General features: G+C 67.0%; 20 protein-coding genes and 1 pseudogene. All 21 read right to left on the bottom strand.

The annotated features are described in order from the left end of the window. Positions 1 to 3: 3 nt before the first annotated feature. Positions 4 to 537, bottom strand: a complete 534-nt coding sequence (locus BV908_RS11530; protein ID WP_003141015.1) for an integrating conjugative element protein — start codon at positions 535 to 537, stop codon at positions 4 to 6. Continuing rightward, positions 534 to 1154: a lytic transglycosylase gene (locus BV908_RS11525; RefSeq protein ID WP_013982131.1), complete on the bottom strand. Its 621-nt coding sequence runs from the start codon at positions 1152 to 1154 to the stop codon at positions 534 to 536. The genes BV908_RS11530 and BV908_RS11525 overlap by 4 nt, the downstream gene beginning before the upstream one ends. After that, positions 1139 to 1858: a TIGR03759 family integrating conjugative element protein gene (locus tag BV908_RS11520; protein ID WP_013982130.1), complete on the bottom strand. Its 720-nt coding sequence runs from the start codon at positions 1856 to 1858 to the stop codon at positions 1139 to 1141. Before BV908_RS11520 ends, BV908_RS11525 begins: the two co-directional genes overlap by 16 nt. Before the next feature lie 9 nt (positions 1859 to 1867). Then, the gene (locus BV908_RS11515; RefSeq protein ID WP_016446167.1) at positions 1868 to 2515 is read right to left on the bottom strand and encodes a hypothetical protein; all 648 of its coding nucleotides are present in this window, start codon (positions 2513 to 2515) and stop codon (positions 1868 to 1870) included. Further along, positions 2512 to 3081 (bottom strand): PilL N-terminal domain-containing protein, encoded by a 570-nt coding sequence (locus tag BV908_RS11510; RefSeq protein ID WP_016446168.1) that lies wholly within the window; start codon positions 3079 to 3081, stop codon positions 2512 to 2514. Before BV908_RS11510 ends, BV908_RS11515 begins: the two co-directional genes overlap by 4 nt. A gap of 198 nt (positions 3082 to 3279) precedes the next feature. Continuing rightward, a complete protein-coding gene (locus BV908_RS11505) occupies positions 3280 to 5553 on the bottom strand; it encodes a helicase-related protein (RefSeq protein WP_016446169.1) in 2274 nt (757 codons plus the stop codon). 110 nt (positions 5554 to 5663) lie between these two features. Beyond that, a complete protein-coding gene (locus BV908_RS11500; RefSeq protein ID WP_103738195.1) occupies positions 5664 to 5969 on the bottom strand; it encodes a hypothetical protein in 306 nt (101 codons plus the stop codon). Between the two features lie 102 nt (positions 5970 to 6071). Then, positions 6072 to 7181 carry a DUF6094 domain-containing protein gene (locus BV908_RS11495; protein WP_103738194.1) on the bottom strand — a complete coding sequence of 370 codons (1110 nt, stop codon included), beginning with the start codon at positions 7179 to 7181 and terminating at the stop codon, positions 6072 to 6074. Positions 7182 to 7246: 65 nt separating this feature from the next. After that, entirely contained in the window at positions 7247 to 7897 is a 651-nt protein-coding gene (locus tag BV908_RS11490; protein WP_018076220.1) for a hypothetical protein, read from the bottom strand. Between the two features lie 84 nt (positions 7898 to 7981). Continuing rightward, positions 7982 to 8347 (bottom strand): hypothetical protein, encoded by a 366-nt coding sequence (locus BV908_RS11485; protein WP_103738193.1) that lies wholly within the window; start codon positions 8345 to 8347, stop codon positions 7982 to 7984. Positions 8348 to 8436: 89 nt separating this feature from the next. Next, positions 8437 to 9048, bottom strand: a complete 612-nt coding sequence (locus tag BV908_RS11480; protein WP_004255049.1) for a DUF3275 family protein — start codon at positions 9046 to 9048, stop codon at positions 8437 to 8439. 55 nt (positions 9049 to 9103) lie between these two features. After that, entirely contained in the window at positions 9104 to 9655 is a 552-nt protein-coding gene (locus tag BV908_RS11475; protein ID WP_004255052.1) for an STY4534 family ICE replication protein, read from the bottom strand. Between the two features lie 344 nt (positions 9656 to 9999). Continuing rightward, complete coding sequence (locus tag BV908_RS11470; protein WP_023124353.1) at positions 10000 to 10365, bottom strand: DUF3085 domain-containing protein; 366 nt, start codon at positions 10363 to 10365, stop codon at positions 10000 to 10002. Between the two features lie 64 nt (positions 10366 to 10429). Continuing rightward, entirely contained in the window at positions 10430 to 11227 is a 798-nt protein-coding gene (locus BV908_RS11465) for a hypothetical protein (RefSeq protein WP_023109320.1), read from the bottom strand. A 290-nt stretch (positions 11228 to 11517) separates the two neighbouring features. After that, positions 11518 to 12234, bottom strand: a complete 717-nt coding sequence (locus BV908_RS11460) for a hypothetical protein (RefSeq protein ID WP_016851998.1) — start codon at positions 12232 to 12234, stop codon at positions 11518 to 11520. A gap of 250 nt (positions 12235 to 12484) precedes the next feature. After that, entirely contained in the window at positions 12485 to 12877 is a 393-nt protein-coding gene (locus BV908_RS11455; protein WP_003141051.1) for a hypothetical protein, read from the bottom strand. Between the two features lie 25 nt (positions 12878 to 12902). Beyond that, on the bottom strand, positions 12903 to 13139 hold the full coding sequence (locus tag BV908_RS11450) for a hypothetical protein (RefSeq protein ID WP_016446173.1): 237 nt from the start codon (positions 13137 to 13139) through the stop codon (positions 12903 to 12905). A 781-nt stretch (positions 13140 to 13920) separates the two neighbouring features. Continuing rightward, positions 13921 to 15936 carry a DNA topoisomerase III gene (locus BV908_RS11440; protein WP_103738192.1) on the bottom strand — a complete coding sequence of 672 codons (2016 nt, stop codon included), beginning with the start codon at positions 15934 to 15936 and terminating at the stop codon, positions 13921 to 13923. Between the two features lie 294 nt (positions 15937 to 16230). Beyond that, positions 16231 to 16614 carry a single-stranded DNA-binding protein gene (locus BV908_RS11435; RefSeq protein WP_016852001.1) on the bottom strand — a complete coding sequence of 128 codons (384 nt, stop codon included), beginning with the start codon at positions 16612 to 16614 and terminating at the stop codon, positions 16231 to 16233. Continuing rightward, positions 16611 to 17051 (bottom strand): annotated as a pseudogene (locus BV908_RS11430) (DUF3158 family protein); the annotation flags it as partial. The gene BV908_RS11435 and the pseudogene BV908_RS11430, both read right to left, overlap by 4 nt. Before the next feature lie 152 nt (positions 17052 to 17203). Next, on the bottom strand, positions 17204 to 18122 hold a 919-nt coding region (locus BV908_RS11420), incomplete at its 5' end, for an IS5-like element ISDisp1 family transposase (RefSeq protein WP_103737516.1).

Raw genomic sequence — 18122 nt, 5'->3', positions numbered from 1 at the left:
CACCTACTGCTCGACACCGGTGGCCGTGATGAGCACCGGGTAGTGGCGCAGGCCCAGGCGCTGGGCCAGGTCATCGCCGGAGGCCGGCGACAGGATCAGGCCGGGCGCCAGCCTGCGCAGCGCCGTCAGCGCAGCCATCGACTCCACGTTGACCACCAGGCCCACGGCCTGCAGCTCTCGCAGCGCCGCCTGCCGCTGCCGCAGCCAGGCGCGCGAACGCTCGTCGTCGCCGATCAGGAACAGCGCCGTCAGGCCCGGCGCCCGGATGACGCGGCGCTGCACCTCGCCCGGCGACAGTTGCGTCGAGCGCACCGGCAGCATGGCGGCTTCGGCGTCGGCCGTGTTGCCCGCGCGAGGGGTCGGCATCGGGGCCGGCGGCGTGGCCTGATCCGGCTGAGGATTCAGCGACTGGTAGTACGGCAGCGCGGAGTCGCCGCCGCGGTCTTCGACGACGATCAGCGGCCCGGAGACGGTCTGGGCGAAGATGGTGGTCGTGGACAGCAGCCCGATGGCGGCGATGAGGACGGTGTGGTTCATGGCGTGGTGGCCTGGAGAGTTGGAACGGGAACGCCGGGGTCGAGTACGCGGGTCAGGTGCCGATGCACACTGCGCCGGTATCGCGCCGCGGGTGCCCCGCCGGCGGGCCGGTGGTAGCGGCCGATGGCAAGCAGCCAGTCCTCGCCCGGCGTGTGCTGTTCGCGCAGGATTTCCGCAGCGATGGCGAGGTTGCGGTACGGGTCCAGCAGCTCGCAGGGCTGCGTGTAGCGATGCGTGTGGTAGCCGAGATTGACCTGGCCGAGGCCGGCGTCGATGCGATTGGCCGGCGTGTGGGCGAGCGCACGGTGCAGCCCCGCGCAGGCCTCGACGCGGGTGGCGTAGCGCTGTGGCGAGCCGGCGACGTTGAGCGTCCACGGCCAGGGGATCAGGCGCCCGCGCAGCATGGCGCCGCTCTCCTGCAAGGCCACCGCGTACAGCACCGCCGCCGGCACGTCTGCACGGTGCGCCGCCAGTTGATAGGCCGGCGGCGGCACTTCCCGCGCCAGGGCGGCCAACGCCCAGCCGACGGTGGTGAGCAGCAGCGCGGCGCTGGTGCAGCGGATGGCGACGCGGGACGGCCGGTGCTCCCGGCCCGGAGCACCTATTGCCGCTGCCATTGGCCGTTCACCTCGCGCACCACGGCCGGCAGATCGCCGGGCAGGCCGAGCGACAGCCAGCGTCCCGCATCGTGGTTGAGCGTGATGGTGCGGGCGCGCACCCTGGCCGGGTCGATGCCCGCCTGGGTGGCCCACTGCCGGATGCGCGCGTCGTCCTGACGGCTGCCGACCATGTAGAGATCGAAGGCCGTGCCGGCCGCCTGCAACTGCTGCACGCGCTGCGCGCACGGTGCGCAGTCGGCCTTGACGAAGACCGCCAGGCGCCCGGAGCCGGTGTTGCCGGCACCCTGCGCCTTGGCGCCGGGCAGGCTCACGCGCGGCTGGCCGGGAAACAGGCGCTGCCACGCCGCGTCGTAGGCGCGCTGGTAGGCCAGCGTCTTGCCGACGCGCTGGGCCTCGGCCTGCACCTGCAACTCCGCGTAGCGCCTGCGCTCCTCGTCGCTGCGGGCCTCGATGCCCAGCGCCGTGAGCGGATCGAGCTGGGGCGAATAGACCCCGAGCGGCCCCTGCATCAGTTGCCGGTAACGCGCCCACTCCTCGGAGCGAAGCCCCCACTCCCGCGCCTGCCTCTCGTCGAGCGCGGCATCAGCGCCCGGCTGCACTTGAGCGGGCACCATGCGCGAGTTCGTCACCGGGGCCGGTTGGGCGGATGCGCCGAAAGTGGCGAACAGGACGACGGCAGCGAGCAACGGCCGCAGGTTCATGGCGACCTCCTACGGCACCGCAACGCGCTGCGTCTGGCCGTTCACCTGGAACACGCCCGCCTGCGCCTCGATGGACTGCAGTTGCCAGCCGCCCTCGGCGTCGCCCTCGCGCAGCAGCCGGGCGCCCGCGAGCGAGGCCGCGGCGGTGGAGGTGATCGACAGAAAGCGCTCGCCTCCCCGCAGCTCCACGCCGAGCACCCGGAACGGCGGCTCCGGCACCTTGGGCTTCGTCGCAACCGGAGTGCGCGGGCGAGCGGCGGATGCCACCTGCCGGGTTTTCTCCAGGCGGGTTTCGATTGCGTTCACGCGCGCCAGCAGCGTCTGCAGGTCGACGGCCAAGGCCCTCGCCTCATCGGCCTCTTCGAGGCGCGTCATCCGTTCGTCCAGCGCCTGCCGCGCGTTGGCGAATTCGGCCTGGCTGATCGGCACCGGCCGGCGCTTGTCCGCATTGGCCTGGTGTTCGAGATCGGCCACGCGCAGGCCCAGCGCATTGACCTGCGCATCCTGTGCGGTGCTCTGGGTCTGTTCGGCGAGCCGCGACAAGCCGACGCTGTTGATGAGTGCCACGGCACTGATGAGCAGCAGCCAGAAGGCCGCGGAGATCTTGAGCCAGCGCGTGCGGGAATCGCGCTCGGATGACGCTTGGGGAAAGGTCATGGCTGCAGCTCCTCGGGCCGGTCGGCGTCCGGCACGGGCGTGGCGGTGTCGGGCGGGTTGGCGGAAAGGAAGGCGGGAGCACCGCGCCGGCTGAAGCAGACCTGGCGAGTCAAGTCATCGACCGACAGCTCCCAGGCGGGGCCGGCAAGGGTCAGCAAGGCATCGCGCAGCATCAGCGGGCCCAGGCGCAGGTGTGCGGCAGGCAGCGGCAGCGCGTAGAGCGTGGCGGGTTCGGCCGCATCGCAGAGCCGGTAGCCGGAGCGCAGGAGCACATGGCGCATGGCGTCGCCCACGCTGGCATCGAGCGCGGGCGGAATCGAGACCTCCACCGCCTGTTGCAAGAGATCACGCTGCGCAGGTTCCGACACCAGCTCGACCAGGGTGTAGCGGCCGTAGCGGGCCACCGGAACGAAACCCGGCTCCGGCGCGACGGCGGTTGGCGATGCGGCCGGCACCGCTGGCGCAGACGGCGCAGCGGTCGTGGCGCAGCCGGCGGCCAACAGGCTGCCGGCCAGCAAGCCAGCGACGAGGGCCAGGCGGTGAACAGCGCGGATGGATGGTTGCATGGAGGGCGCTTCCCTGGAACACGGAGCGCTCACCATCGCCGCCGCTTGGCCTGCGGGCAGCAAACAAAACGCACTGGCGCCCGCCCGAATACATGGCGGGGCGGCGCCATGGACTGCCATACGCCCAAGAAAAACGGCCCCGAAGGGCCGTGGAAAGAAGCCGGCGACCCCGAGGGGCCGCCGGCATGGGCACATGGATCAGACCGTGACAAGCTGCCGCGCCAGTGCGACCTCGACGGAATCACCATCCTGGTTCAGAACATCCAGGCCCGACTCGGGTACGTCTCCCGACGTGCTTTGCGAGACCATGATCTTCCTGGCCATCAACCCCAGGCAGGTCATCTGCGAGGAGTTGGCGTAGCCGAGGTAGATCACGCGCACCGGCTGCTTCTGGCCGATGCGCCATGAGCGCCGGGCGGCCTGCTGCAACGAATACACGTTGTAGCCGGACTGGAGGAACACGATGGTCGGGAACTCCAGCAAGTCCAGGCCGGTTTTCACCAGCTCGGGATTGGTGATGAGCACGTCGATGCCGCGGTCCAACTGCTCGGCGATCCAGTCTTCGCGGCGGGAGGCATCCACGCTCGCGCGCAGTACCGCCACCTTGAAGCCTTCCTGCTCCAGCAGCACCTTCAAACGCGACGTGGTGTCGCGCGTGCCGGTGTAGACCGAATAGACCAGGGTCTTGCGCCCTTCTGCCTTCTCCTGCTTGCAGATCTCGATCAGCTCGCGTTCCTTGGGCATCACCTCCAGCTCGTTGAACTGAGCCGGAACGAACGCCAAGGTGTTGCGCGTGCGCGGATGCACCACGGTTTCCGACCGGAAGCAGCAGTCCGGCCAGGCCAGCAGCACGTTGAGGACTACACCGAGCAGCGTCGTGTCGCGCTTCGCCAGGGCCTGCTTCAGCTCCTGGGTCAGCCGACCCGCCAGATCGCGGTAGGCCGCGGCCTGCGCCGTGTCCATCGCGACTTCGCGGAACTCCTCGTCGTAGGGCGGCAGCACGTTGCCACCGATGTCCTTCAACTTGAGGAAGACCGTGAACGGCAGGACGCAACGCAGCACGCCCTTCGGACCGAAGCCCGGCGCCTTGACCGTGCGCACCGATACCTTGGTGCCCTTGGCCGTCTTGTGCGCCGTGCCAGTGCTCTCGGAATAGATATCCTTCAAGACACCGTGATCGCGCATGAACGCCATCGCGGCCGACGTCATGCTGCCGCTCTTCGTCGGCCGGTAGCCGTCTTCGATCATCCGCCCCGGCAGGGCTCGGAACAGCAGGTGGAACAGGTCGTCGCCGTAGCCGCCCATCAGCGTGCCGGTGAGCAGCAGCGTCTTGCGCGCCTTGGCCGACAACACCCCCATGGCCTGGCCCTGTGCGGAACCGCCGTTCTTGTACTCATGCGCCTCGTCGGCGATGAGCAGGTCGAACGTGCCTTGGGGAAGCTGCCTCTTGATGAACTCGGACGGCTGGTAGCCGCCCTCGCCGAAGCCGAACTCCATGTTGGCCATCGCGCGTTCCATCCGGTGGGCTTGCCGATCCGAGAAGACCAGTTCGCCGCGGTCGTCCATCAGGTTGATGAACTCGTGGATGTTGTCCCCGAGCATCGACGCGAGGAAGGCGTCACCGAACTTCTGCATCAGCTTCTGCGCGGTGACTTCCCCGATGGTTGGGATGCGCTTCAAGGCTTTGAGGACAGCGGAGGACTGGTCGCTCGCGGACAAGCCCCTCGGACGGATCAACGACCACAGCGGTGCACGGCAGTGGCTGCACTTGCGGCGGGACTCCTCGGCTTCGAGTTCGACTGGGTTGATCGGCTCGCCGTCGAGGTCGGTGATGACATGCCCGCAATCCGGGCAGGCCCCCACGTCGCCGTGAGGCGTGCGCCGGCGAACGAAGACAGGTTTCCAGTGGAACCCCATCCGCATCCGTACGCGGCCCAGGACGAAGAACTCCTGGCCCTGGGCCGGCACGCCCAACTGCTCGCGCAGTTTCAGCAGCTTGACCAGCGTGTCCGGGCCATTGAGCACCCAGACCTTGGCACCGGCCACCGTCTCCTGGATCTCGCGCCGCCACTTGTAGACCAAGTGGGGTGGCGAGAGCACCAGGGTGCGGCGGTAGCCTTCGGCGTTGAGCACGGCGGCCGTAGCGATGCCGACGGTCGTCTTGCCGCAGCCCATCTCGCCATTGACGATCGCGGCGCGTTCGCCGCGGTCGACCAACAGCTCGGTGACGGCGTGGACCACATCGGCTTGCGCCGGGAACAGCTTGCGCTTGAGTGCGGCGAGGATCATTTGCCGATGCACCCGCACCTGGCCGGTGTAGACCGGAGGATTGGCGCGGTTGAGCGAATCGAGCAGCTCGTCGCCGAACTCCGATACGAAGTCCTGCAGGCTGAGCGTGAGGGGTGAAGCGGCCGTTTCGAGCAGGTCGCCCTGCACTTCGGTTTCGGGAACGGTTTCGAGATCGAGGGACATGGTGATGCTCCAAAGCAATGGGGCATGCACCTCCCCCATGGGGCGGTGACATGCCCCTGGGTGGGAAAAAAGACGCGGCAAAGAAAACCGTAGGTGCCGCTGGATGCGGATCAGTATTCGCTGGGCAGCAGCAGTGTGGTGACGCTGCGATCCCATTCGGTGATGATCCAGAGCTTCAGGTCGCGCGTGACCTGGTAGGACGAGAACAGACGATCCTCGCCGGACTTCAGCGCGGCGTCGTTCTGCCGCCAATCGCTGTCGTCCAGGTCGCCCCAGTCGCCATGAAGATGGCGGCGCAGGTACGCGCTGGGATTGAGCCGGCCCTGTCGGACCAGCTCGTCGACGCCGGCGGTCATGACCACTTGCCCGGGCGAAAAGCGTGCTTGTGATGCGAGGTTGAGGATTGCGAGTGCCATGGTGGTTTCTCCTTCTGGAAGAAGGGGCCACGGCACCCCATCGGGGGCAACGTGACCCCGGTGGGTGGATGAAAGCGACGGCGAACCGTCAGGGAACAGGGATCAGCGGATGGTCAGCACTTCGCCCCACGTGGGCGAGCCCAGCGTCAAGTCCCATGCACGAATGACCGGCACGAACTTGTCGGTGAGGGTGCGCGTCTCGGCCACGGAGCCGTCGTCGCGTTCGGTGTATTCCGTCTGGAGGGTCTTCTCCTTGTGGGTATCACCTTTGACGACGAGCACGCGCCCGCTCTTGGACTTCACTACGCCGGAGATCGCACCTGCGGCCAAGGCCAAGGCGAGATGCCAGTGCGACAAGGCCCGCGCGGGCGGACGCAGCGATCGCTGCGCGGCGCCCAGGTGCGTATCGAGCGCCGGCCAGAGACCTTGCAGCCGGCCGACTTCATCGGCGAACTGCTCGGGCTCCATCGTCACGCGATAGAAGTGCTCCGGCTCGGCCGGGCTGGCAGGGACGGTGTACGGCAGGAACGGCCATTCGAGCGGCAGTTCCTCGGCTTCGGCGTCACCCTGTCCGATCTGCAGCAGCAGACCGCGCAAGGACTTGGCCGACTCCGACGCCTGGTCGCGTTGACGAATCCTGCGACCGAAGATCACCACCTGCTTGAACTGCGTTTCCACCGCACGGTAGATGCGCAGGTCGGCGAAGTGGCGCGTCAGCCATCCGACCAGCTCGGCATCGAGCACGTAGGACGGCACGATGAAGATCAGCACGCCGCCGTACTGCAGCAGCGGCAGCGCGCGCTGATAGAAGAGCTTCTCCAGCCGCGCACGGCCCTGGCCCTGATAGCCGATGTTGCCGTTCACGTCCTTGCTCAGGTCGCCATACGGCGGGTTCAGCCACAGCAGCCCGAAGGACTGGCGCGAGATCAGCGTGTCCATCAGGTCACCTTGGATGCAGCGATCGACCAGTTGCCGTGCGTGGCGGGCGCGCTCGGCGTCGTACTCGACGGCGAAGGCCTGGACCTGCTCGCGCCCGAGGGCGTGAGCGGCTTCGGCGATCGCCACGCCTTCGCCGGCGCAGGGATCGAGGATGGACATGGCGCCGGGAGACGGCGCCAGTGCGGACAAGGCCCGCTCCAGCGTCGGTTCGTCGGTGGGGAAGTAGCCGTTACGGATGAAATTGCGCGCCAGGCGCGGAAACATGAGTGTCATGGATTTCTCCTGGTGATGGATGAGGGAAGGCGGGCACGCGCGGCGCGCATGCCCGTGGGGATGGCTCACGCCACACGCCGAAGCGGTGCGTTCGCGGCCAGTTCGTACTGCGTGGCGCCGAGGGTGCCGTTGCGGATCAGCTCGCCCAACGCCTTCGTCAGCGCTGGGACATCGAGGGCCAGCCGATGGCCTTCCAGCGGCCCGAGGGCCAAGGGAAGACCGGTCAGCATCCGCCGTGTCTGCAACAGCTCCAGCACGGTGTCGCGCCAGTGGTCGAGCAGTGGCAGCGGGCAGGTGTCCTGCACCAGCGTCCACAGCCGGTCGAGCCGGTGAGCGGAATCCCTGGGCAGAAGCGCCAGCGCGCTGGCGTTGGCCTTGTCTGGCTTCACGCAGCGACGATCGAACAGCCACACATTCGTCAGCGAACCGAACAGCGTTCGCCGATAGGCGCGGGTGATGCGCTTTTCCAGGTTCTCGACGTTGCCGACGAAGACCGGAATGGATGCGCCCTGCTCGGTGATGACGTGGAACTGGTCCAGCCCCTGTTCATCCCGGCTGAGGGTCAGGCGGGCGAGGAACTCCTGAACGGCGGTGTCGCGCGCCCAGATCGACAGAAAGACGAGATTGCCCTGCTCGTCACCGACGCAACCGTCGGCCATGAGGTCGGGACACTCGTCGATGCGGTACAGCGGTTTCGCGGAAGAAGGTGCAGGCATGGTGATGTCCTCTTGGAAATGAAGGAGCAACCACAGCCCGCGGGGCCGTGCTCGCCCCGGTTGGGTGAAGGAAGATGCGTGCCGCTAGGCAGCGCGCCCCGCGTGGAAGCTGTGAACCCGCTCGCGCCACTCGGAGCTTTGCACCGGCGCCATGTCGAGATAGCGCAGCGGGCACGAGTAGTAGTACGGATGCACGGACTCATCGAGGGACTTGTAGCCCCAATCGCCGCCCGAGCTTTCCAGCAGATGGCAGCCGATGTAGCAGACGGACTCACCGGCCACGAGGCCCATGACGCCCGCCTGCCTGGCGGTGACGCGAACCACGGTCCACAGAACGTCGCCGTCCAGCGTGTGGTCGATCACTTCGCAGCAAGCGCGTTCGGACGCCTGCGGAGCGAGCAGCTCGCGGATCAACTGATCGCGCGTCTGACGAACGAAGGTCCAGCCCATGAAGGTCTCCTTGAAGAAAAGGCCGGAGCCCTCCCCCTCGGGGGAGAACCCCGGCGGGTGGCGGAATGCCGCGCAAGGCGGCGGATGGATCAGGCAGCCTTTAGGTGCCAGTCCTGGGACAACGGAGCGAACTCGTAGCCCAGCTTGTCGAGACGGTCGCGCTGCTGACGCAGCACACGACGATCCACGGTCGCATCGAGCTTCACGGTCTCGCCCAGGGGCCACAAGGCACCGAACAGCGCCGCGTCGTCTGCCTCGGCCGAGGCCGCAGCGGACACGGGAGCCGGTTCGCTGCCGAACGGCGTGGTATCGACCAGGGGATCGCGCGGACTGCGCGGCTTCGCCTTCGGCTTGGCCGGGGGCGATGCCGGCGCGGGCGCCTGCGCTTCCTCGTCGATGGGATCGACCTCCTGCGGACTCAGCCGGCGGGCTTCGTCGCGGCTCAGGGCGTCGATGTTGGACAGCGTCATCCCGCCCAGATGGGCGCGGATCTCGATGACCATGCGGCCGTTGGCGTTGTACGTGGAGGGGCGAATCTCGACGATGACGAAATCACCGTCGTACTTGCCCTCGCGGTACTGATCGAGTTCGGCGTTCTTCACGACGAACTCGCCGATCGAGGTCGCCAGGCGGCCGACGTTGAAGTCGCCGTTCCTGCCGTGGATGGTCTTGATGGCCAGTTGGCCGGGGATGGTGATCATGAAGGTCTCCTGCTGACGAAGAGAAGACAAGGCCCCAGGGATGGGGCCTTGCGGATCAGAACGACTCGGCAACGGCCAATGCGGGGGCATCGGCTGCGTCGTCGGCAGCATCGGCGACGGGCTCGGAAGGCTCCGGTGCCGAGGCTTGCTGCGCAGCGGGCGCGTCGGACGTCACAGGGACTTCCGGCTCGCGCTCGTCGGTCTCGGTCGGCTTGGGTTCGGCCTTGTAGACGAGCTTGCCGTCGACCTTGATCCAACTGACGAACAGCAGGCGGGCCTTGAGGCTCACCCCCTGCTCGCCGGCACGCTTGCCCTTGGAGTAGGTGAAGGTGTCGGTCCACAGGTCGCCCAGGCGGAAGCCGATCATCACCTTCTTCTCGGCGTCGACCGCCTGAATGCAGCGGCGCACCAGGTGCTGCGCTTCCGATCCCGATACGCGCGTGTCGAAACGCACATACGAGACGTCATCGCTGGGACCGTTCAGGGCCGCGATGTCGCAGGCCAGGAACGCATCGCCTTTCTTGGGCTTCACTTCGCGGATGCGATTGAGGTACCCGAGGCCGGTGATGTGCAGATCGAAGTAGGACTTTTCGGTGGAAGTGGTCATGGTGAATCTCCTGAAGAACAAAGAGGCGGAGACACACCCGACCCAGGCGGGGAAGGTGTGGAACCCCCGCGTGGGTTGATGGAACAGCTTGGTGGCATCGCCATCGAGAACCGATGGCCGTTCGCGCATGGATGCCGGTGCGAACTGGGGTGATCAACGCGGTCGGAACCGCATCGCAGCCTTGAAGATCGTGGCTGCCTGGGCATGTCGCTGACGGACGTCAGCGGAACATGGGCGGAAGCGTGGCGCCGGGGCGGCGCGCATGCGAGCGGTAATTGGCACTCGCGGCTGTCCGCATTGCCGGGAAGAAAGAGGCCCCCGGAGCGGGGGCCAGGGATGGGCGGTCAGTTACCGCTGGGCGCGGAAGGAACCGCCTGCAGCGACAGGTGTGTCGCGGTGGCGGACACGTCGAGATCGTCCTCGCTGTGCAGGATGCACGCAAACACGCCCTCCTTCGGATCGAAGAACTCGCCAAAGTCATCGCCGCCGAACTCGGCGCGCGCCAGCTCCCACCAGTCATCGAACGCATCGACATCCGGGTTGCAGCCAGCGGCATAGGCGATGGTCTTCTGGCGACCATCGGGTCGGCGCTCGCCGCGCTCGGCCAGGAAGTACACGCCCTGATCCTTGACCAGGATGACGCGGCATTGATTCGCCACCGCTTCGGCGAGCACGGGCCGCAGCTCCGTGCCTTTGAATCGAACAGTCATGGGTGTGGTCTCCAGGGAGGCAGGAAGAGGCTTCCCGCCGCGAGGGCGGGAAGCTGCTGGGAGGTCAGTGCCGGACAGCCTTGCGACTCGACAGGCACTGCACGCGGATGCGTCTCCAGCTTCCGTCGTCGATCAGCCGTTCCAGCGTCTCGCCGAGGGTGTCGAAGAACACCTCATCGACCCGTTCGACCAGCTCGCCGTCGCGGCGCAGCTCCACCGCGTAGAGGTCGGGGCCACGCTCATACAGCACGGTGACGCGACCCTGGAACTTCATCGTGGCGACGGTGAAGCCGATGGCCGGCGGCGTGCGGATGATGTCGGCGGGCAGCGGATCGACCCAGGTGATGTCCCGAGCACCGGCGTCCACCAGCAGGTGGGTGATGCGCCGGAAACCGTCGGGAGCGGGCAACTGCTCCAGTTGGTCGATCAGTTCCTGCAGCTCGGGGCAGCGCGGCTCGGGGATCGGCAGCTTCGCCGGTGCGAACCCGAGCACGAACCGCTTCACCGTGTAGGGCTGGCCGTCGGCGGTGAACTCGGTCTGCTCCTCGGGCGTGTCCGCCCGCTGACCGTCGAAGCGGCGTCTGACATAGGGTTCGACCTGCACCTTGGCGCCCTCGTCGGGCACCTCGGTCACGAGCGTTCGATCGAGCACCGCGAACTCGGCTCGTCCCGTCTTGACGACGATGGCCTCGTCGGTGGTGGCGATGACCTTGCCCTCGAAAGGCTTCGGGTCAATGTGAAAGCCCAGCGTCGAAACCTTGGGCTGGCCGTCGAAGATGTTGAACTTGAACGAACGGACGTTGGAAGGCACATGACCGACAACGAGCGTCGGCATCTGTGCGCGGATGGCTTGGGTATCCATGGGGAGACTCCTTGTGGCAACCAAGGGACTCCCGCCCGCAAGGGAGGTCGATCCCTTGAGGGTGAGGTGGATGGACGCGGGTGCGCCCGGAGAACGAAACAACCAGCACGGCGAACCGCGCCGCAGTCTCGAAGGTCTCGACTGCCTGGGCATGCTGCCGGCAACGCCAGCGAACATGCGGCCAGCGTGCGGCACATGGCGGCGGCCGTCCGCCTGGAATCGGCAACGCGCCGGCACCGCGTTCCGCGCAAAAGAAGAGCCCCGACGTGGGGGCTCGAATGGGTTGCGGGTTACTCGTCGTCGTAGAGCGTCAGCCCGTCCAGCACGGGCGCGTCGGCATCGAACACCAACATGCGAACGTCGGCGAGCGCAGCCAGGTGCAACACTTCCACGAGGGACTCCGGCACGCCCTTGGCCCGGTGCTCCTGCCGCAGCTCTTCGGCGGTGATGCCCTCGACATGCTGCAGGTTCGCATCCGTCCAGGGCGTGGCGACCAGCTTCACGCCGACCGCCGGGCTGTAGGGAATGCGGAAGGCCACGAACAGAAAACCGCTCGGCGTGGCGATGTCCGCCAGTTCGGCGAGGAAGCGACCGGCCTCCTCGGTGATGTGCGCCGAACTGATTTCCCAGGCACGGCTGTAGAACCCGGTCTCGAAGCGCAGGCGGCGTACCACCTCGCGCGCGGCTTCCTCGGAGTAGGTATCGCCGACGTGCAGCGGCTGGCCGGCTTCTTCGGCCATGACGGCGTAGACGAGGTTTCGGGCGATACCGTGGCTGGGGCACTGCGCGTCCAGCTCGGGCGGCACGTTCTGGCCCTCGGTGATCAGCGCGAAGTCGTCGCAGAAGACGCAGGCATGGCGCTCGACCTGGCTGTCCGGCAGGTGCGACTGCGAGACGTGCAGCGGCAGATAGCTCAGCGGGCAGTCGTCGTCGTAGGAAATCGCCAGCAGCCGCTGCACGGACAGGCCATCGTAGCCGCGGGCGAAGGGATTGTTGGAATGGGACATGGGATTCCTCCAGCAGAGGATGGCCGAGGCAATCCCCTGCCGGGGATTGAACCCCAGCGAGTGGATGAAGTGGCAACCGGTTAGCCGGCCGCGGCGTCGGGCCGCCCTGGTGGCGGGCGGTGCAGGTCAGTGGAAGATGGTGATTCGGGACATGGCCGCTCCTGCGAAAGGAAGGAGGGACATGGCCCCGAACGAGGACGCATGTCCCTCGTGGGGTGGGATGAAAAGACGGTGGGTTGCCAGGCGCGGCTCACCAGCCGTTGTAGTGCAGCGTGAGGTCAGCGATGACCTGGCGCCGTTCCAGATCGAGGCCGCCGAAGTCGGACAGCCCCTCGAAGCCGCAACGCTTGAGCATCGCGCCGCCCTCGCGGGAGTTGTAGAAGCTCACCATCGCGGACAGGAACATGCGTTGACCGCTGCTCAGCACGCCCAGGGCGTCGTTGAGCATCAGCATGTTGGGCCGCAGGTCCCACTTGGTGGTGGCACGCTGCAGACCTTCGCGTGTGCCGTCGCCGAACCACTCGTGGCCGGCGATCTGCGCGCCGCGCTTCCAGGCCTCGAAGAAGGCCTGCGGTGCAGCGTCGAAGTGCGCCTGTTCCAGCGCCATCTGATCGAGCACGTCTTCGGGTAAAGACAGATTCATGAGAGAACTCCTTGAAGGGTGGGAATCAGGGGTGAGCGCGCTGTGTCCAGGCATGGGTATCCAGGGCGCGCTGTGCTGCGAGGTGGGTCGGGAAATACTCGACGGACTCCCGCGATACCGGTCCTTCGTCGTCTTGTGTGCCGATGTAGTGGCCGGCCGCGCTGCGCAGCACCTGTAGCGGCAAACGCTTGCCGGTCCAGGTCAGCGCCAGCGCACCACTGCGCACTGCGGTTGCAGAGGAAGATGCAGAAGGTTCAGACATGCCGTGCTCCTTGGTGGGTCGGGGAGCACGCATCCCGCAGGGGATGGGGTTCCCCTCGGGTGGTTGAGAAAAGTGCATCGTCGCCAGGCCGGCGAGCGTCCGCGGTGGGCGATGCGAAGCGGACTGGATCGGTCGACGCGGCGAACCGCGTTGCAGTCTTGAAGACCGAGACTGCCAGGGCATGCCGCTGACGACTGTCAGCAACGCATGGCGTGAGGATGGGCGCGAAGCATGGCTGCCGTCGCAGGGAAAACCGAATCGCGGACGGCCCGCTTTAGGGCAATGGCCCGCGTCACGGGACAAGGCAAAGACCAGGGCGCCGAAGGCCACACGGGCCTTCGGCTGAAGAGAAAGGAAAACCACCTGTGGGCTGCGTCAGCGCAGGCCGTCGTCAAAGCCGTTCGCTGCGTCAGCAATCGCACCCGGCCCGTTTCGTGGCTGGGGCCGGAAACCTCTGGCGTGCATCCACACACAAAGGGAGCCCGATGTTTCGCCGGCGGGCACCGGCACGGAATACCCTCGGCCCAAGGGGCCTCCTCACGGCTCGCGCGGCGGCAAGGCGTCAGGAAGCCCCTCGTGACCGAGGCAAGGCACACCGATCAAGGGAATGGCGGCGGGCGCGATTCGTGGAGCAATGACCTTCTCGCCCCGTCGCCCGACGACGGGCAGACGGGGCGCGCACACCGTTGCAGAAGGAGACGCGCGCTTTGGAGTCCCGCGCGGTGCGGGACGTTTGCCTCGCCGCCAGTGAAGTGGCCGGCGCGGCAGGGGGAAGCGAGGATCAGGACGCCTTGGAGGCAGCGCGCCGCTTGCGCGGTGCGCTGCGCGGGCCCGTCGGGGACTCGATCGGCAACGTGCCCTTGCAGTCCGGGTAGCGCGAACAGGACCAGAACGCGCCGCTCTTGCCCGTGCGCTGCTGCATCGGTGCGCCGCACTGCGGGCAGGCCGGCGCCGGCGGCAGCTTGAGCGAGAGCGTTGCGCCGCGGTACTGCTGCACGAGCTGGCCGACCCACACGGACTGCTTCTCGATGAAGGTGTCCAGCGCCATCTGGCCGGCCTCGATCATGTCCAGCGCCTGCTCCCACACCGCCGTGGTGCCGGGGTCGGCGATGGCCGAGGGCACCGCGTCGATGAGCGTGAATGCCGCGTCGGAAGCGCGGACGGCGCGGCCTTTCTTGACCAGGTAGCCGCGACCGATCAGACCGTTGATGATGTTGGCGCGTGTCGCCTCGGTGCCGATGCCGGTGGTATCTCGCAGCTTCTGTTTCAGCCGCGGGTCGGTCACGAACTTGGCGACGGTCTTCATGGCCTTGATCAGCTCGCCCTGCGTGTAGGGCTTGGGCGGCAGCGTCTTCAGCGCCTTGAGATCCACCTTTCCGACCGGGCAGGACAGGCCCGCATGCAGGGCGGGCAGCACCTGGCTGCGCTGCGCATCCTCGCCATCGGCATCGTCCGGCCCTGGCGTCGCCAGCACCTCACGCCAGCCGATGACGGCGATCTGCTTGCCCACGGCCGCCAGCGACTGACTGCCGCACGAGAACTGCGCCACCGTCCGGTCGAACTCATGGTGCGGGAGGAACTGCGCGAGGTAATGGGCGCGGATCAGCCGGTAGACGGCCAGCTCCTTCTCGTTCATGGCCGACAGGTTGGCGGGCTCCAGCGTCGGGATGATGCCGTGGTGAGCCGACACCTTGCCGTCGTTCCACGCACGCGAACGCTGTTGGCGATCCAGGCGCTCGATCAGCGGCCGCAGGCTGGGGTCGGTCTTGACCAGGCTGTCGAGTACGGTCGGCACCTCGGCCAGCATGCTCTCGGGCAGGTAGCCCGAATCGGAGCGCGGGTACGTTGTCGCCTTGTGCGTCTCGTACAGCGCCTGGGCAATGTCCAGCGTCTCCTGCACGTCGAGGCCCAACTGCTTGGAGCACACCTCCTGCAGCGTGCCCAGGTCGAACGGCAGCGGCGGTGCCTCGCGCACGCGCTCGGTGTCCACCGACACGACCTGCGCATCGCGTGCCGCGCGAATGCGATCCGCAGCCTGCTGCGCCACCGGCTGCTGAAGGCAGCGACCCGCTGCATCCGTGCTGCCTTCGGGCGGTATCCAGCTCGCGGTGAAGGATTGGCCGGCATGGGATAGCAGCACATCCACGGCCCAATACGGCATGGAGACGAATCGCGCGATCTCGCGATCACGATCCACGACCAACTTCAGCGTCGGCGTCTGCACGCGCCCCACCGACAGCACGCCCGTATAGCCGGCCTGACGCCCCAGCAGTGTGAACAAGCGGCTCAAGTTCATCCCGATCAGCCAGTCGGCGCGCGATCGGGCGAGTGCGGAGAAATACAGCGGCAGCGTCTCGGCGGACGGCTTGAGCGCACGCAGCGCTTTGCGGATCGACGCATCGTTGAGCGCCGACAGCCACAGGCGCTGAATCGGCCCGCGGTAGCCGCACAGGTCGATGATCTCGCGGGCGATCATCTCGCCCTCGCGGTCGGCGTCGGTCGCTATCACCAGCTCGCCCGCCTTGGCGACGAGCTGCTGCACGACCTTGAATTGCGCTGCGGTCGCCGCCTTGGGCTCGACACGCCAACGCTCGGGAAGAATGGGCAGTTGCTCGATGGCCCAGCGCTTGTATTGCTCGCCGTAGCCTTCGGGCGGAACCGCCTCCACCAGATGACCGATGCACCAGGTCACGACGACACCCGCGCCGCTGTAGCAGCCGTTGCCGCGTTGGCCGGCGCCCAGCACACGGGCGATGTCCTTGCCCTGGGACGGCTTCTCGCACAGGAACACGCGCATGAAGCCTCCTTGGAAATGTGCGGTTCATCGGAAGGGCGTCAGCTTGGCGGGGCCAGGAGATGCCGGCAGCAAGGAAGCCGATTGATGCAGACACCGCTTTGTGATCGGCAGGCGGTCCGTTGCCGCAGCAGTGCGCATAGACCGCAGGAGCTGGCACAGCAAGAGCGTCGTTTCGGGAGGGCGGCTGGAACTCTGTGGACGACCTTGGAGCTATCCCCTGGGGATAGCTCGCTGGTGCATCGCGGGCGTATGACGGTTGCTACAGCCGCCCTCGGGGGAGCGGCGATGGGCGAACTACTGTCCGCCGGCCGGCTTGGCGCTGAGCGCCACCGACTCGATGCGGTACGGCAGGATGCCCACGCGCCGCGCCTCGACCTTGAACGTCACGCGCTCGTTCTCGTCGGCGTCCTCCCATTCGTCGCGCACGGTGCGGCCCTCGACCAGCACCCGCATACTTTTCTGGTACAGCGTCTTCCAGTGCTCGGCGTCGCGGTGCCACAGCTCCACGGGCGCCCAGAAGCCGCCGCGATCTTCGTACTCGCCGTCCTTCTTCGGGATCGGGTTGTCGAAGTAGACGTTCAGGCGAAGCAGCCGGCGCGGCTCGTCGTTGCCGTTCGGGAATTCGCGGTAGTCCGGCGCAGAACCGATGTTGCCCTCGCCGACGAAGTGCGTGCTCATGGTGATTCCTTGGGGGTGGTGGATGGAACGGACGCGGCGTGCCCGTGGGCACGCCGCAGGTAAGCCGCTTCGGCCTGCGCGGCCTTGCTGGCGCACTCCTGGGCTTGGCGGCCCAGCGTGTGAAGGAGGCTGATCTGCATGTTCAGCGCGATGCGTTGCAGTTCCATCGCGTACAGGTCGTCGATCAGCGAGGCCGGCGTCGCCGGGCGGTCGAGCAGCGACTCCCACAGCGCCACGCCCATCAAGGAACGATCGTGGTTGCGCCAACGCAGGAAAGTCGTGCCTGCGCCAGTGGTCTGCTGGGCCAACTGGACATCGAGCAGCGAGAAGGGATAGGCCCGTGCCTGTTGCAGCACGCGCCGCTGCGCCAGGGCGATCAAGTCGTCGCGCAGCGCCATGCACTGGTTGGCCCAAGTCTCCAGACTTCCCTTACCTTTAACAGGCCGTTGAAAAAGTGCTTTTCGAACGCATCAGGGACGCTGAGTGCGAAGACACGAGCTGCCCAGACGCGTCTGCGCAGCGATTGCAACGGCCCATCTGGCCGGTTTGCAGGCCCTCCCGCCCATTTCGGGCGCACGTATCCCTGGGCTCACGCATGATGCGCGTCCCACCAGCCGCCGATGCTGCCCATTCGCACAAGGTTGTAGGTGGCAAAGCACAGCAGCGCCTGGCCCGTGAGCTTGGCCTGACCGATCAGCTTGGTCTTTGCCAGACCACCGACGGTCTTGATCCAGCCAAAGGCCTCTTCGATGCGCTTGCGCACCTTCAGGCTGGTCTTGTAGCCCTCGTGCCGTGTCACTCGCGCATCCACCGCCGAGTGTTTGTCCTTGGCCGCCACGTGGGGCGTGACTTTGAGCTTTCTGCAGCCTTTGATGAAGGCCTTGCTGTCGTAGCCCTTGTCGGCACCGACCGTGGCCCGTTTGTTCCTGTTGCCCCGACGCTCCAACATGGCCAGCGCCGCCTCGCGCTCGGCCGTGCCGCTGGCGTGGGTGATCTCGACATCCACGATCAGCCCGTTGCGGTTCTCCATGAGGATGTGCCCCATGTGGCACAGGCGGGATTTGTCGCCCTGGCTCTTCTTGAACAGCCGGGCATCGGCGTCCGTGGTGCTCTCGTGGGTGTCGTTGCAGCGCTCCTGCCCCTTGAAGTCCACCTCGGGGTTGCGCCCAGGCGGCGTGCCGCTGTCGTCGTCTTTGCGCTTGAAGCTCTTGTGCGAGGCCCAGGCGTCAATGAGCGTGCCGTCCACGCTGAAGTGCTCGTCGCTGGCGAGCTTGCCCCACTGGGCACTGAGCTTGACGCGCTCGAAGAAGGCGCGGGCGAGGTCTTCGTTGAACAGACGTTCGCGGTTGGCGCTGAAAGTGGAGTGGTCCCAGACCTTGTCTTCGATGTTCAGGCCCACGAACCAGCGGTACAGCAGGTTGTAGTTGATCGCTTCGACCAACTGGCGCTCGCTGCGGATGGAGAACAGGATCTGCAGCAGCAAGGCCTTGAGCAGCATCTCCGGTGGC

The sequence above is a fragment of the Diaphorobacter sp. LR2014-1 genome (genome assembly GCF_002916785.1).
Classification (GTDB): domain Bacteria; phylum Pseudomonadota; class Gammaproteobacteria; order Burkholderiales; family Burkholderiaceae_C; genus Diaphorobacter; species Diaphorobacter nitroreducens.
This window is presented reverse-complemented; position numbering and strand designations above follow the sequence as displayed.

What these genes read in the sequence shown, in the direction of transcription:
- BV908_RS11530 (WP_003141015.1), bottom strand. Translation starts at nt 537, where the DNA reads ATGAACCACACCGTCCTCATCGCCGCCATCGGGCTGCTGTCCACGACC.
- BV908_RS11525 (WP_013982131.1), bottom strand. Translation starts at nt 1,154, where the DNA reads ATGGCAGCGGCAATAGGTGCTCCGGGCCGGGAGCACCGGCCGTCCCGC.
- BV908_RS11520 (WP_013982130.1), bottom strand. Translation starts at nt 1,858, where the DNA reads ATGAACCTGCGGCCGTTGCTCGCTGCCGTCGTCCTGTTCGCCACTTTC.
- BV908_RS11515 (WP_016446167.1), bottom strand. Translation starts at nt 2,515, where the DNA reads ATGACCTTTCCCCAAGCGTCATCCGAGCGCGATTCCCGCACGCGCTGG.
- BV908_RS11510 (WP_016446168.1), bottom strand. Translation starts at nt 3,081, where the DNA reads ATGCAACCATCCATCCGCGCTGTTCACCGCCTGGCCCTCGTCGCTGGC.
- BV908_RS11505 (WP_016446169.1), bottom strand. Translation starts at nt 5,553, where the DNA reads ATGTCCCTCGATCTCGAAACCGTTCCCGAAACCGAAGTGCAGGGCGAC.
- BV908_RS11500 (WP_103738195.1), bottom strand. Translation starts at nt 5,969, where the DNA reads ATGGCACTCGCAATCCTCAACCTCGCATCACAAGCACGCTTTTCGCCC.
- BV908_RS11495 (WP_103738194.1), bottom strand. Translation starts at nt 7,181, where the DNA reads ATGACACTCATGTTTCCGCGCCTGGCGCGCAATTTCATCCGTAACGGC.
- BV908_RS11490 (WP_018076220.1), bottom strand. Translation starts at nt 7,897, where the DNA reads ATGCCTGCACCTTCTTCCGCGAAACCGCTGTACCGCATCGACGAGTGT.
- BV908_RS11485 (WP_103738193.1), bottom strand. Translation starts at nt 8,347, where the DNA reads ATGGGCTGGACCTTCGTTCGTCAGACGCGCGATCAGTTGATCCGCGAG.
- BV908_RS11480 (WP_004255049.1), bottom strand. Translation starts at nt 9,048, where the DNA reads ATGATCACCATCCCCGGCCAACTGGCCATCAAGACCATCCACGGCAGG.
- BV908_RS11475 (WP_004255052.1), bottom strand. Translation starts at nt 9,655, where the DNA reads ATGACCACTTCCACCGAAAAGTCCTACTTCGATCTGCACATCACCGGC.
- BV908_RS11470 (WP_023124353.1), bottom strand. Translation starts at nt 10,365, where the DNA reads ATGACTGTTCGATTCAAAGGCACGGAGCTGCGGCCCGTGCTCGCCGAA.
- BV908_RS11465 (WP_023109320.1), bottom strand. Translation starts at nt 11,227, where the DNA reads ATGGATACCCAAGCCATCCGCGCACAGATGCCGACGCTCGTTGTCGGT.
- BV908_RS11460 (WP_016851998.1), bottom strand. Translation starts at nt 12,234, where the DNA reads ATGTCCCATTCCAACAATCCCTTCGCCCGCGGCTACGATGGCCTGTCC.
- BV908_RS11455 (WP_003141051.1), bottom strand. Translation starts at nt 12,877, where the DNA reads ATGAATCTGTCTTTACCCGAAGACGTGCTCGATCAGATGGCGCTGGAA.
- BV908_RS11450 (WP_016446173.1), bottom strand. Translation starts at nt 13,139, where the DNA reads ATGTCTGAACCTTCTGCATCTTCCTCTGCAACCGCAGTGCGCAGTGGT.
- BV908_RS11440 (WP_103738192.1), bottom strand. Translation starts at nt 15,936, where the DNA reads ATGCGCGTGTTCCTGTGCGAGAAGCCGTCCCAGGGCAAGGACATCGCC.
- BV908_RS11435 (WP_016852001.1), bottom strand. Translation starts at nt 16,614, where the DNA reads ATGAGCACGCACTTCGTCGGCGAGGGCAACATCGGTTCTGCGCCGGAC.